Origin of the sequence: Methylocystis sp. (assembly GCF_051062815.1) — a bacterium.
In the GTDB taxonomy this organism is placed as follows: domain Bacteria; phylum Pseudomonadota; class Alphaproteobacteria; order Rhizobiales; family Beijerinckiaceae; genus Methylocystis.
Map to the genome: position 1 here is coordinate 21,660 of NZ_JBPFDU010000002.1, position 12,249 is coordinate 33,908.

The 12,249-nt window shown below is 63.3% G+C and carries 14 protein-coding genes and 3 tRNA genes; 5 read left to right on the plus strand and 12 right to left on the minus strand.

Annotated features, from left to right (window positions below; genetic code table 11):
- Positions 1-17: 17 nt before the first annotated feature.
- From ACR65W_RS00135 to ACR65W_RS00160, 6 genes are all read right to left on the minus strand, one after another.
- A tRNA-Arg gene (locus ACR65W_RS00135) sits at positions 18-94 on the minus strand.
- 80 nt (positions 95-174) lie between these two features.
- Positions 175-251: transfer RNA gene (locus ACR65W_RS00140), tRNA-Arg, on the minus strand.
- Positions 252-260: 9 nt separating this feature from the next.
- Positions 261-569, minus strand: a complete 309-nt coding sequence (locus ACR65W_RS00145) for an ETC complex I subunit (protein WP_196399854.1) — start codon at positions 567-569, stop codon at positions 261-263.
- 66 nt (positions 570-635) lie between these two features.
- Positions 636-712: transfer RNA gene (locus tag ACR65W_RS00150), tRNA-Pro, on the minus strand.
- 83 nt (positions 713-795) lie between these two features.
- Positions 796-1,257 (minus strand): DUF192 domain-containing protein, encoded by a 462-nt coding sequence (locus ACR65W_RS00155; RefSeq protein ID WP_434501068.1) that lies wholly within the window; start codon positions 1,255-1,257, stop codon positions 796-798.
- Between the two features lie 40 nt (positions 1,258-1,297).
- Positions 1,298-1,909, minus strand: a complete 612-nt coding sequence (locus tag ACR65W_RS00160; protein WP_434501069.1) for a cold-shock protein — start codon at positions 1,907-1,909, stop codon at positions 1,298-1,300.
- A gap of 441 nt (positions 1,910-2,350) precedes the next feature.
- On the opposite strand from ACR65W_RS00160, the gene ACR65W_RS00165 reads away from it, so the two are divergent.
- Positions 2,351-3,784: an aspartate aminotransferase family protein gene (locus ACR65W_RS00165; protein ID WP_434501070.1), complete on the plus strand. Its 1,434-nt coding sequence runs from the start codon at positions 2,351-2,353 to the stop codon at positions 3,782-3,784.
- 47 nt (positions 3,785-3,831) lie between these two features.
- Here ACR65W_RS00165 and ACR65W_RS00170 read toward each other — a convergent pair whose 3' ends face one another.
- Complete coding sequence (locus ACR65W_RS00170) at positions 3,832-4,722, minus strand: branched-chain amino acid aminotransferase (protein ID WP_434501071.1); 891 nt, start codon at positions 4,720-4,722, stop codon at positions 3,832-3,834.
- A gap of 135 nt (positions 4,723-4,857) precedes the next feature.
- Between ACR65W_RS00170 and ACR65W_RS00175 the strand changes: the two genes are divergently transcribed.
- Genes ACR65W_RS00175 through ACR65W_RS00185 form a run of 3 tightly spaced genes read left to right on the plus strand, consistent with a single transcriptional unit; the run spans position 4,858 to position 7,541 of the window.
- On the plus strand, positions 4,858-5,415 hold the full coding sequence (locus tag ACR65W_RS00175) for a MarR family winged helix-turn-helix transcriptional regulator (RefSeq protein WP_434501072.1): 558 nt from the start codon (positions 4,858-4,860) through the stop codon (positions 5,413-5,415).
- Positions 5,412-6,152: a response regulator gene (locus tag ACR65W_RS00180; protein WP_434501073.1), complete on the plus strand. Its 741-nt coding sequence runs from the start codon at positions 5,412-5,414 to the stop codon at positions 6,150-6,152. Before ACR65W_RS00175 ends, ACR65W_RS00180 begins: the two co-directional genes overlap by 4 nt.
- Before the next feature lie 18 nt (positions 6,153-6,170).
- Positions 6,171-7,541, plus strand: coding sequence for an ATP-binding protein (locus ACR65W_RS00185; RefSeq protein ID WP_434501075.1), 1,371 nt, complete (start codon positions 6,171-6,173; stop codon positions 7,539-7,541).
- A gap of 12 nt (positions 7,542-7,553) precedes the next feature.
- Here ACR65W_RS00185 and ACR65W_RS00190 read toward each other — a convergent pair whose 3' ends face one another.
- From ACR65W_RS00190 to ACR65W_RS00205, 4 genes are all read right to left on the minus strand, one after another.
- Positions 7,554-8,228: a TetR/AcrR family transcriptional regulator gene (locus ACR65W_RS00190; protein WP_434495150.1), complete on the minus strand. Its 675-nt coding sequence runs from the start codon at positions 8,226-8,228 to the stop codon at positions 7,554-7,556.
- 77 nt (positions 8,229-8,305) lie between these two features.
- On the minus strand, positions 8,306-9,124 hold the full coding sequence (proC, locus tag ACR65W_RS00195; protein WP_434501076.1) for a pyrroline-5-carboxylate reductase: 819 nt from the start codon (positions 9,122-9,124) through the stop codon (positions 8,306-8,308).
- A complete protein-coding gene (locus ACR65W_RS00200) occupies positions 9,121-9,624 on the minus strand; it encodes a YbjN domain-containing protein (protein ID WP_434501078.1) in 504 nt (167 codons plus the stop codon). Before ACR65W_RS00200 ends, proC begins: the two co-directional genes overlap by 4 nt.
- Before the next feature lie 376 nt (positions 9,625-10,000).
- Positions 10,001-10,495 (minus strand): L,D-transpeptidase, encoded by a 495-nt coding sequence (locus ACR65W_RS00205; protein WP_434501079.1) that lies wholly within the window; start codon positions 10,493-10,495, stop codon positions 10,001-10,003.
- Positions 10,496-10,815: 320 nt separating this feature from the next.
- On the opposite strand from ACR65W_RS00205, the gene ACR65W_RS00210 reads away from it, so the two are divergent.
- Complete coding sequence (locus ACR65W_RS00210; RefSeq protein ID WP_434502157.1) at positions 10,816-11,685, plus strand: methyltransferase domain-containing protein; 870 nt, start codon at positions 10,816-10,818, stop codon at positions 11,683-11,685.
- Positions 11,686-11,774: 89 nt separating this feature from the next.
- Here the strand turns inward: ACR65W_RS00210 and ACR65W_RS00215 are convergent, their stop codons facing one another.
- Complete coding sequence (locus ACR65W_RS00215; RefSeq protein ID WP_434502159.1) at positions 11,775-12,110, minus strand: protease inhibitor I42 family protein; 336 nt, start codon at positions 12,108-12,110, stop codon at positions 11,775-11,777.
- Positions 12,111-12,249 lie beyond the last annotated feature (139 nt).

A 12,249-nucleotide genomic window follows, 5' to 3' on the forward strand; every position in this document is an offset into this window, starting at 1 on the left:
GTCTACTAAACTTCGACTGGCGACCCCGGCAGGATTCGAACCTGCGACCTACTGCTTCGAAGGCAGTTGCTCTATCCAGCTGAGCTACGGAGCCGTCGACGGCGCAGCTTTCGCCTCGGACCGTATCAGTTCGGCCAACGCGGCGCCAGCAACGCCCGACAGGGTAGTCATATATGGCGACCCCGGCAGGATTCGAACCTGCGACCTACTGCTTAGAAGGCAGTTGCTCTATCCGGCTGAGCTACGGGGCCGAAACAGCCTCAATGCGTCCAGAGACCGATGCGGCTGGTCTTGAAATTATCTGAATAGGATGCGCCGCGCCGCGCCGCCAAATTAGGCTTGGGCTCCTCGAGGCGATAGGGGAGCCCATTGCGCTCGGCGTAGGCGATCGCCTCCTCCTTGGTGGGAAAATTGAGCCTGACCTGCTGGCGCATGTCAGCCGAACTCGTCCAGCCCATGAGCGGCTCGATGCTGCGTGGCAGCTCCGGCTCGAAGTCAAGCCGCCACATGTCCGACCCCGGACCGGATTGAGTGGCGCTCGGCGCCGGAAGATAGATGCGTGCGGTCATATGGCCTCGTCGTCGTTGCTGCGCTCGTAGACGCGTCATGAGAGCGGCGCGCGGCGGTCTTCGCGCTGGTCGGGGCAGCAGGATTCGAACCTGCGACCTGAAGTACCCAAAACTTCCGCGCTACCAGGCTGCGCTATACCCCGCCGGACCAAGCCGCGCCTCTGGCGGCCCTGCCCTCGCTCGAAATTCGCTACCACGCACGGCGGCCCCTCACAAGGGAATGCGACTATCGCTTGAACATGCGGTGCCGCACCTGGTCCCCGGGCGCGAGCGACATCTTCCGCGCGGCGCCGGCGTTCAGCTCCAGCACCGCATAAGCGGGCTCTGGCGAAGTGATGATTCGCTCCGACATCGGCTTCGTGTCGGCGGCCACGCCCACCACCCGCCCGTCGCGCCCGATGAAAACCATGTCGAGCGGAATGTAAGTATTTCTCATCCACATCGAAACAGGCCCCTCGGCCTTGAATTCGAACAGCATGCCGTAATCGGCGGGCATTGACTTGCGGAACATGAGGCCGCGGGCGCGCGCCTTGGGCGTGTCCACAACTTCGACTTTGAAGTCATGCTCTCCCGTCGCCGTCACGATGCGCAGGATTTCAACGGCGGGCTCGGACCGCGCGACTGTCGACGCGACCAGCGCCAGCAGGAGCGACATGATCATGGTGCGGAGGATTTGCGCCGCTCTCATTCGGGTGGGCTCCAAAGAGCCTCGCGCAGCATCGATGTCTTCAGTGCGACGGAACGCTTTTGGCGTCGAGCGGCCGCACTTCGGCCGCCATCAGACCCTTGGGACCGCCGCCGTAACGCACGAGGACGCTATCGCCGGGCTTGAGTTCGGTCATGCCGTAGCGGCGCACCGTCTCCATGTGCAGAAAAATGTCTTCGGTGCCTTCGCCGCGCGTCAGGAAGCCGAATCCCTTCATGCGGTTGAACCATTTGACGATGGCGATCTCATAGCCGCTGGTCGGGACAATCTGGACGTGGGTGCGCCCGGCGCATGATTGTGACGGATGCACCGCGGTGGTTTCGTCCATCGCGATGACGCGAAAGACCTGCATGCCCTTGACGCGCTTCTGCGCCTCGCAGACGACGCGCGCGCCTTCAAAGGCCGTTTGCATACCGCTGCGGCGGAGAATGGTGACATGCAGGAGAATATCGTCGGAGCCGTCGTCGGGCACCACGAAACCGTATCCCTTGGCAACATCGAACCATTTAATCCGTCCCGCGACTTCGACCAATTCGAGGCCGGTCTCATCGGATTCTGTTGCGCTCGCCGTCAAATCATCCTGAAAAGTCACTTTAGCGCTCACCGACCAACTCCCCGTGCTGATCCAGAGCATTCGACTGGCGCGCGCTGGCGATTATCCTGAAGCGCGAATCACCCCGCGTCGCTCATGAATCACTTTTAACAAGATAACACCCGCGGCGCGCCATCCAACCGACAATTTTTGTACACTAGCGAATGTCTGTGGATACGCGCTCCGTCGCCGCGCGAATTGGCGAAGCCTTTGTCGCTGAAACTGAAACATGCGTGCGTGCGCGACGACGCGCGCAGCGATATTGCGCAATAAACGCGGATTCTGTCGCGGATAAAATCGGCGGAGACGCCCAAAATCTTTGAACCTGTGGCCCCTGCGCCACATCGACGGGGATTTGACAAACGCGCCCCGGGCGCGCAATCGGAACCCGGCGAGCGTCGCGCGCCCTGTCGCCCGCCCGCCTTTTCCTCGGTTGGAGCGCCGCCAATGACCCATTCGTCGACCGCGCCAGCGAGCGCGCCCATGAGTGTTCACGCTACCCACAGCGGTTCTGCGCGAATTGATCCTCGCTATGACCTCGCCGCGCTTGCGGCGGCCCGCGAGAGCGATCGCTTTTCGCTGCATACAAAACACCTCAATGAAATGTGGGTGCGCGTTCTCAAGACGATCGGCTATGACGTTGGCTTTACCCGGGGTCTTGGGCCGTATTTGTGGGACCGCAAGGGCGACCGCTATCTCGATCTCCTCAGCGGCTGGGGAGTCTTCGCGCTCGGACGCAACCATCCGGCGGTGCGCGACGCGCTCGTCAGCGTGCTCGACGGCGAACTCGCCAATCTCGTGCAGCTTGACGTTTCAGTTCTGGCCGGCGTTCTCGCGGAAAAATTGCTCGGCTACGCGCCTTGGCTGGAAAAGGTCTTTTTCGCCAATTCGGGCGCCGAAGGGGTCGAAGCGGCGATCAAGTTCGCGCGCGCGGCGACGGGTCGTCCCGGGATCCTGCACTGCGCGCATTCCTTTCACGGCCTGACCTATGGTTCGCTGTCGATGAACGGCGACGAAATTTTCAAGAAGGGCTTCGGACCGCTGCTGCCGAACGCGCGCGAGGTCGCGTTCGATGATCTCGACGCGCTCGAACGCGCTCTGGCGGGGCGCGACGTCGCCGCCTTCTTCGTCGAGCCGATCCAGGGCAAGGGCGTCAACATTCCGCAAGAGGGCTATCTTCTCGGCGCGCAGGCGCTCTGCCGCAAATACGGAACGCTGTTCGTCGCCGACGAAATTCAGACGGGAGTGGGCCGAACGGGCCGATTCTTCGCCATCGATCATTACCCGGGCGTCGAACCCGATATGATCGTCGTCGCAAAGGCGCTTTCCGGCGGCCATGTGCCGGTCGGCGCGGTGCTCACGCGTAAATGGATTTTCGATAAGGTCTTCGACCGCATGGATCGCGCCGTCGTGCATGGCTCGACCTTCAGCAAGAACGATCTCGCTATGGCGGCCGGCGTCGCGACGCTGGACGTGCTGAAGAACGAGCGGGTCATCGAGAATGCGGCCAAGACGGGCGACCGTCTGCTCGCATCGTTCCAGCGGATGGCCGGCGGCTACGAGCTTGTCGCCGACGTGCGCGGCAAGGGCCTCATGATCGGAATCGAATTCGGGCCGCCGAAGTCGTTCAAGCTGAAGGCCGCCTGGAATCTGCTGGAGACGGTGAATTCAGGCCTGTTCTGCCAGCTCATCTCCATCCCGCTGTTTCGCGATCATAAAGTGCTGACGCAAGTGGCCGGACACGGCAATCACACGATCAAGCTGCTGCCGTCGCTCACGATTTCCGATGAAGATTGCGATTGGATCGAGCAATCCTTCGACGCGGTCATCGCAGACGCGCACAAGGCGCCTTCCGCCGTCTGGTCGCTCGGCAAGACTCTGGCGGAACACGCGATCAAGGCGCGAATGAGCGGCTGACCGCTATTGCCTCAACGCTCCGGCGATGGGCGCGCGCAGAGTCGCGCTCAAGCCGCCGGCGAAGGCTGCTTCTCCACCTCGCGCGAATAGTCTTCGATCAGCGCGCGCGAAAGCTCGCCTGGCGTGAAGCGATAGACGCCGACCTCGGAAACGGGCGTCACTTCTGCGCCGGTGCCGCAGATGAAACACTCCGAAAACGACGCCAGCTCCTCCGGCATGATCCGGCGCTCAACGACGTCAACGCCGCGTCTCTTCGCGAGGTCAATCACCGTGCGCCTGGTGATGCCGTCAAGGAAACAATCGGCGATCGGCGTATGCAGCGCGCCGTCCTGAACAAAAAAGACATTTGCGCCGGTGCATTCGGCGACTCGGCCGAGCCAGTCGTACATCAGCGCGTCGGCGAACCCGCGCCGCTCCGCGCGGTGCTTCGAAATGGTGCAAATCATATAAAGACCTGCGGCCTTCGCCATCGAGGGCGCCGTCTGCGGATCGGGCCGCCGATATTCGGCGATGTCGAGCTTGACGCCTTTCATCTTGGTCTCGACATCAAACATGCTCGGCCAGTCCCAAACGGCGATTGCGACATTGATCGTCGAATTCTGCGCCGCGACCGCCATCATTTCGCTGCCACGCCAAGCAACCGGACGCACATAGCAGTTCGATAGTCCGTTGGCCTTTACGGTCTCGTGCTTTGCGGCGTCGATCTCTTCGACGCTGTAAGGAATCTCGAAATCGAGGATCCGAGCGGACGTCTGAAACCTCTCGGAATGCTCGCGCGATTTGAAGATCGTCCCGCCGTAGGCGCGCTCGCCTTCGAAGACGCAAGACGCGTAATGCAACCCATGCGAGAGAACGTGAAGCTTCGCTTCGCGCCACGGAACGAGCGCACCATTGTACCAAATGAATCCGTCGCGCTGATCGAAGGGCGGAAGCGACATGGCGAACTCCGGGAAGACGCGATCGAGAGGCCAAACAAGGCGCTGCGACGCTTGGTCAGCACTAGCTATCGGTCAGATTTATGTCAATATAGTTGACGTAAATAGCGCGCGCCAAAACGTCAGGCAATAAATAGCGTGGATGAACTCGTAGCGAGAAAAATCTCCGAGCCGCCCGGCGTCGCCGCCTGGCGGAATACGGCCGCGGAAGCGGCCGCGGGCGACGGCGACGCTCTCGAGCTCGTGGAATTATTTTTTTTCGCCTATCGTGATTTCGTGGGAGACGCCGACCGGCTGCTCGAGAACTATGGGTTCGGACGGGCGCATCACCGCGTGCTCCATTTCGTCAACCGTCGCCCCGGCCTCACCATCGCCGCGCTGCTGGATATATTGAGAATCACCAAGCAGAGCCTCAACCGCGTGCTGAAACAACTTCTTGAGGCGGGCTTCGTCGAGGCGCGCGCCGGCGTCGTCGACCGCCGCCAGCGCCTTCTCTATCCGACCCCAAAGGGCGCGACGCTCGCGCGCGATCTGGCGGCGCTGCAATCGGCGCGTTTCCGGAAAGTCATGGACGAGCTTCCGCCTGCGGCGCGTGGCGCCGCCTCAAAATTCCTGTTCGCGATGATCGACGCCGGCGAGCGTGAGCGCGTTCGAGCGCATCTTGCCTGCGCGCAAGCGGCCGGCGCCGCGACATGACGGTTTTTCCGCAACGCGCCGCGCCGAATGCGAAAGCGGCGCATATCCTCGTCGTTGACGACGATCAGCGCATTCGCACCTTGCTGTCGCGCTATCTGATGAAAGAGGGCTATTTCGTCAGCGCTGCAGCCGACACGAGGGAGGCGAGCGTCAGAATGCGCGACATCGCCTTCGATCTTATCGTTCTGGATGTCATGATGCCTGGCGAAAGCGGCACGGCCTTCGCGACGCGGCTGCGCAAGAGCGCTGAACCGCTGCGCTCCGCGCCCATCCTGATGCTGACGGCGCTTACCGAGACGGCGGACCGCGTCGAAGGTCTTGAAGCCGGCGTGGACGACTATCTCGCCAAGCCTTTCGATCCGCGGGAATTGTCGCTGCGCATCGCCAGCATCCTGCGCCGCGCGCGGCGCGCAGATCCCGCGGGGCCAAAGCGCTTTGGCGATTTTGTCTTCGATCCGTCGCGCGGCGAATTGCTGCACGACGGCGCGCCGGTCCGACTCACGACTCGCGAGCGCGATCTGTTGCGGGCGCTGGCCGAAAGCGGCGGCGCCATTGTCTCGCGCCAAACTTTGGCGCACCGTGACCCCGCACGAAGCGCAAGCGAGCGCAGCGTCGATGTCGAGATCGCCCGATTGAGGCGCAAGATCGAGACCGAGCCGAATGCGCCGCGCTATCTTCAGACGGTGCGCGGCCACGGCTACCGTCTGCTCGTCGACCCACTACGCGCCAACCGCTGAAATGATAGAGTCGTCACGATGACCGCCGTCTTACCGGAAGTTCTCGCCGCGCCCCGCAATCTGTGGCGGCGCTTCGCCAACTGGCTGCATGACCGCATGCCGAAAGGGCTTTACGCCCGCGCGCTGCTGATCGTGATCCTGCCGGTCGTGCTCCTCCAGTCCGCCGTGGCCTATGTCTTCATGGAGCGGCATTGGGAGGTCGTGACCTACCGTCTATCCGCTGGGATGGCCCGGCAAGTGGCGGCGCTCGTCGATATTTATCAGACGTTCCCGGACGATCCGGATCACGCGCAACTGCGCCGCATCGCCGCCTTCGATCTCAATATGGAGATCGCGGTTCTCCCCAAGCAGGACTTGCCTGGGCCGGCGCCAAAGTCGTCCTTGTTCTCGCTGCTCGACAAGGCGCTCACGAAGGAACTCTCGCGCCGACTTAAGGAGCCCTTCTGGATCAACACCGCGCTTCCGGGCAGCCTCATCGAAATCCGTGTCGCGGTCAACGACGCGACGTTGAGAATGCTCGCCACGCGCACGCACGCATACGCCTCCAACTCCTATATTTTCTTCATGTGGATGGCGATCGCCTCGGTCATCATCCTCGCCATCGCCACTTCCTTTTTGCGCAATCAGATCAGGCCGATCCTGCGGCTGGCCCGCGCCGCAGAGGAGTTCGGCAAAGGCCGCGATGTCGTATTCAGTCCGCGCGGCGCGCGCGAGGTGCGTCAGGCGGGAGCCGCCTTTCTCGACATGAAACGCCGTTTCGAAAGGGCGATCGAGCAGCGCACGACGATGCTCAATGGCGTTTCGCACGATCTGCGAACCATTATCACGCGTTTCAAGCTTTCGCTCGCGCTGATGCGCGACTCGCATGAAGCCGCCGAAATGCGCAAGGATGTGGACGAGATGGAGCGCATGGTCGAGGCGTATCTCGCCTTTGCCCGCGGCGACGGCGACGAGACGTCCTCGCCCACCGATATCGGCGCCATCCTCGACGAACTGAAGGCGGACACCGAGAAGCGCGGTCTCGCGGCGTCCGTGAAGATTGAGGGCGATCCGACAATCGTCGCGCGGCCGGCGGCGATCAAGCGGCTGCTCGCCAACCTCGTCGGCAATGCGCAGCGCTACGGCGCCCGGCTCGAACTCTCAGTGATCAACGACGGCGCGATGATGACCGTGCATATCGACGACGACGGCCCCGGCATCCCCGTCGAGCGTCTTGAGGACGCTTTCCGGCCGTTCTACCGGCTCGACGAATCCCGCAGCCAGAACGACGGAAACTCGGGTCTGGGCCTCGCCATCGCACGCGACATCGCGCGCGGCCATGGCGGGGACATCACGCTCGACCGCAGCCCGCTCGGCGGCTTGCGCGCGACGGCCAGTCTGCCGCTTTAGAGCTCTACCCGATCACGCGCGCGCGTGGGGATAGCCGCTGTCGTCGTCGTGGTAATCGCGCCCACGTCGCGTCCGCCAGCCGAACAGGCTTTGCGCGAAGGAATAGAAGGGCCGCGTCAGTCTTGCGAGATCCTCCGCCCGGTCGACGTAGCGCTCGCCGCGCGTGAGTTCGCGATCGAGCGTCGACAGCGCGTCATGAATATCGCCCGCGAACCAATCCTCGAGCACGCGGCTCCAGGCCAACGCCAACCCCTGCAGTTTGAGCGAGCCAACCGGGCCCTCGCTGTCGATGTCCGCCGCCTCCAGCATGAAGCGCATCGAGTTCACGGTTTCGCGGTTGAGCGCCGCGGCGGTGAGAGGATCGCGCGCCGCCCAGCGGCCGACGCTCGCCAGCGCCTCACGATGCGGTTCTAGCGAGTCGAGCCGGCGACGCAAAACGTCGTAAAGCCGCTCGCGCGCGGGTTCGTGCGAGGCTTCCTTGGGCGCCGCGTCGAGAACCTCCCGGTCGATGCGCCGAGAGAATGCCCCCATGATCGCGCCCTTCGATGGGAAAAGTTCGCGCAGATCGGCAAGCGAGATGCCGGCCTCATGGGCGATATCGGTGAGCGTCACGTCGCTGAACTCTCGCCGCGTGGCGAGCCGAAGCGTCGCATCGATCACTCGGTCGCGGGAGCCGCCGCTGGTCATGTCTGTCTCCAGGTCCGAAGGAATTTTCTAGTCAGTATTCTATTGTCGCCGGGCGGCGGGACAAGGCGTGCGCCGTCTCAACCGGAAAGTTCCCCTGCCCGGCGCTTCGCCGCAGCTACGGCGCGGCGCATCAGCGCGGCGAGGCCGTCCGGCGCCTCAAGAACCTCAAGCGCCGCCGCCGTCGTGCCGCCTGGCGAGGTCACGCGCCGGCGCAATTCGTCAGGGCCTGCCTCGGGCTGTCGGCGCATCAGTTCGCCTGCGCCTTCGACCGTCGCGCGGGCGAGCCGCGCCGCCAGGGCGGCCGGCAGACCGGCTTCGGCGCCGGCGGCGGCAAGGCATTCGGCGAAATAGAAGACATAAGCGGGACCCGATCCGGAAACCGCCGTCACCACGTCGATCAGCGCCTCGTCATCGACCCATTCGACGCCGCCGACGGCGCTCAGCAATGCGTCGGAAAACGCGCGCTGAGCGGCGCTCGTCGCCGCGCTGGCGAAGGCGCCGGTGACGCCGCGCCCGATCGCCGCCGGCGTATTGGGCATCGCGCGCACCACGGCTCGCGTCGGCAGGCGCGCGGCGACATCCGCGGTGCGCTTGCCGGCGAGGATCGACACGACAACGGCGCCACGCGCCACGAAGGGGGCCGCCGCCGCGGCGCCCGACTCGAGCGCCTGCGGCTTAACGGCGAGAACCACGGCGTCGCAGGGAGCAGCAGCGCCGTTTAGCGCGTAGCCCTGCGCGGCGCACAACTCCTGCAGCCGCTGGGAGGGCTGCGGCTCGACGATCGACACTGCGCCCAGCAGATCCTGCGCGGCCCAGCCTTCAAGCAACGCCAGCCCCATGTTTCCGGCGCCGATCAGAGCGACCGACTTTCCGCGCAGCCCGCCCGCGTCGGTCACGCCTCGCCTTTCGTCTCGAAATTGGCGGTGGCGAGCGCTTCCCTGGCGTTCTTTCCGGCCCAGAGCACAAATTGAAAGGCTTGATAATGCCGCTCACACGCCTGAAGCGCGTTGTCGAGCAAGGCCGCGCATTGCGTCGCCGAGGGCTGCGCCCCTCCCGTCAGGATGAGGCCATGACGGTGCATCGCCACGCCCTCCTTCGGCCAGAAGTCGAAATGCCCGATCCACATCTGCTCGTTGATCGCATTGACGAGCGACATCAGTTCATTGCGCCTGCGCTCGGGCGCCTTGAGATCGAAAGCGCAGCTGACGTGCAGCGTTTCAAGCTGCGGAAGCCAAGTAAAAGCGACGTGATATTCCGTCCAAGCTCCGGCGACGGAAATCGAAATCTCGTCTTCATCGTCTCGATCGAAGGACCAATCATTGTTGGCCGCCAGTTGCTCCACAACATCCACCGGATGTTCGGCGCGTTCCGTTTCTTTTTCCGTTGCGATCAGCATGTGCCAACCTTTTTCTCAATGTCAGCATAACGCGGCGACTAAAAGACAGGCGACGATGCGTCGTGGAGCTTTGCGTGAGGGCGCCTCCTTTTCAAGCGATTGATTCAAAGTCGAATCATCTCTTGCGATCACTATACTCCACACAAGAACTGTGACGCCAAAAAAGCGATGGTCAGATCGTGTTCGCGGCGGAGACTGCGGGATTCGCGTGTCTGCGTCCATGGCGCAGCTGCGCTCTTCCACAGCCACGCGCGCCAAAAAAAGCTCTGGATAAAGGACGAAATCGCGCGGCGGGCGCGAGCGCCTGCGGAGAACGAAAAAGCCTCGTCCGCTCGATCGCGGGCGAGGCTTGCGTTTTTTTGATGGATTGCCTGGGCTAGCGCGTCATCATGACCGGCGATCCGACGCTCACGCGATCGTAGAGGTCGGAAACGTCCTCGTTCAACATTCGGATGCAGCCGTAGGAGGCGGCCGTGCCGATTGACGCGCGCATCCTCTGGGTCGTGCCGTGAATCGCCACTTCGCCGCTGCTGAGCGTCAAAGCGCGCACGCCCATCGGGTTGCGCGGCGAGCCGCCACGAATGAAATTCGGCAGTTCCGGGTGATCGGCCTTCACCACCGCTGGCGGAACCCAGTCGGGATTGACATATTTTCCCTCGATGGACGTCGCGCCCGACCATTCCTTGCCGCGCTTGGGAACGGCCACGGGATAGCTGATGGCGACTCCGGTGTCGACGACGTAGAAAAGCCTCCGCTTGCTGGCGCTGATCACGACGGTGCCGGGAGCGACGTGAGGTGAGAAAGAGACGATGTTGCGCGCGTTCGCGTCTTGAGGAAGCGCGGCGACGCCCAGTCCGACGACCGTCGCCATCAAAACTGCCTGAAGCGTTCCGGTTGACTTGACGGCGCGGGATCGACGCAAAAAAGCAAACAGTTTACGCATGACGCTACACCCTACGTGTTGAAGCTTCGACAGCGACTTCTCGAATGGCGGCAGTCTAACTTTCGCCATGATCTTGTCGAAACGTTTCGCGTTTTCAGGTTATGGCTTAACGTTAAGATAATTTGGGATGTTCTATCGTCGCGACCGCTTCGCTTCAGGTCATCGCTTCAAGATTGCGCCATCCTTTCGTCGAAATTCGTGCGCATTGCGCACTTGCAGGGTAACTGGCGCGGGCGCGGTAATAAGGCATGAGCGAGACAGCCGGACCGCCGAAGATTTTTGATCGCGCGCTGCTGCGCCGGCGCTTGCGCCGCGCCATGTCAAAAGGCGCGCCGGATTTCCTGATGACGCGCGCCGCCGACGATCTGCTCGATCGCCTGCTGACGGTGAAGCGCGAATTTCCACGCGCGCTCGATCTCGGTTCGCCGAGCGCACATTTCGCGCAAGCCGTCGTGGCGAGCGGCCGTGCGCGGCCTTTGCGCGCGAGCGGCTTTGCCGGCGACGTCATTGCTGACGAAGAAGCTCCGCCCTTCGCGCCGGGCTCATTTGATTTGATCGTCTCGGGCATGTCGCTGCAGTGGGTCAACGATCTGCCGGGCGCGCTGGCGCAAGCGAGACGCATGCTTGCGCCGGACGGACTCTTCCTCGCCTGCCTTACCGGCGGCGCCAGTCTTGTCGAGCTTCGCGCCGCCTTTGCGCAGGCCGAAGAAGAAATCACCGGCGGCGCAAGTCCTCGCGTGTCGCCTTTCGTCGACGTGCGCGACATGGGCGGTCTGCTGCAGCGCGCCGGCTTCGCTCTGCCGGTCGCCGACGTCGACAGCTTCACGCTGCGCTATGAGTCAGTCTTCGGGCTGATGAAGGATCTGCGCGCGATGGGCGCCGCCAACGTCCTCGTGAAGCGGGCGCGCAAACCATTGCGGCGGGATGTCGTGGCGCGCGCGGCGCAAATCTACGCCGAGCGCTTCCACGACGCTGACGGACGCGTGCGCGCGAGCTTCGAAATCGTCTGGGCCTCGGGCTGGGCGCCGCATGAGAGCCAACAAAAGCCGGCGAAGCCCGGCTCGGCCATGATGAGTCTCGAAGACGCGATGAAATCCTCGCGCGAGAGCGACGCCTGAACTCGATCGCTTCCCGATCAAATGGAATCATGTGATCGATAAGAAGCGCTCAAATCAAAATGGTGGCGCAGGTTCTCGTCGAACCTGCTTTAAGGCGCGACCTCCACCTCAACGCTGCGCGTTCGAACCGGCGCGGGCTCCCATGCGCGCTGATAGGCGAAAACGATTTCGGCGCGTCCGGGTTTGAGCGCGCGGATTTTCCAATGGCGTATGCTGGGGCTGCCGACCATGCGCCGCCGACCGCCGCTGCGGCCGCCATCCGATATCGCTAGGATGTCGAGATCATGACTCGCGGCCTGATCGATGCGCCAGGAATAGCCGGTCGTGACATTCTCCTGCAGCGTAAAGATCGCGCTGCCGCCCGGCGCGAGCTTTATGACGTCATCCGCCTGCGCCGGCAGCGCGATGAAAACACTGATCAGCAACGTAAGCCTCCGCCGAGGGCCGTCTGGCGATTGGGGCTGACGGCGGCGATAGTCGTGCGCGTGGCGCGGGGATCGTGTCCACTATCGATGATGGACACTATCTCCGATGACCGAGGCGGAAAAAGACGAGGCTGCGGGT

Coding starts and splice junctions, on each gene's coding strand:
- ACR65W_RS00180 (WP_434501073.1), top strand. CDS start 5,412: ATGACGGTTTTTCCGCAACGCGCCGCGCCGAATGCGAAAGCGGCGCAT.
- ACR65W_RS00185 (WP_434501075.1), top strand. CDS start 6,171: ATGACCGCCGTCTTACCGGAAGTTCTCGCCGCGCCCCGCAATCTGTGG.
- ACR65W_RS00145 (WP_196399854.1), bottom strand. CDS start 569: ATGACCGCACGCATCTATCTTCCGGCGCCGAGCGCCACTCAATCCGGT.
- ACR65W_RS00205 (WP_434501079.1), bottom strand. CDS start 10,495: ATGGCGACGGTCGTCGGACTGGGCGTCGCCGCGCTTCCTCAAGACGCG.
- ACR65W_RS00170 (WP_434501071.1), bottom strand. CDS start 4,722: ATGTCGCTTCCGCCCTTCGATCAGCGCGACGGATTCATTTGGTACAAT.
- ACR65W_RS00190 (WP_434495150.1), bottom strand. CDS start 8,228: ATGACCAGCGGCGGCTCCCGCGACCGAGTGATCGATGCGACGCTTCGG.
- ACR65W_RS00165 (WP_434501070.1), top strand. CDS start 2,351: ATGAGTGTTCACGCTACCCACAGCGGTTCTGCGCGAATTGATCCTCGC.
- ACR65W_RS00160 (WP_434501069.1), bottom strand. CDS start 1,909: ATGCTCTGGATCAGCACGGGGAGTTGGTCGGTGAGCGCTAAAGTGACT.
- ACR65W_RS00210 (WP_434502157.1), top strand. CDS start 10,816: ATGAGCGAGACAGCCGGACCGCCGAAGATTTTTGATCGCGCGCTGCTG.
- ACR65W_RS00155 (WP_434501068.1), bottom strand. CDS start 1,257: ATGAGAGCGGCGCAAATCCTCCGCACCATGATCATGTCGCTCCTGCTG.
- ACR65W_RS00200 (WP_434501078.1), bottom strand. CDS start 9,624: ATGCTGATCGCAACGGAAAAAGAAACGGAACGCGCCGAACATCCGGTG.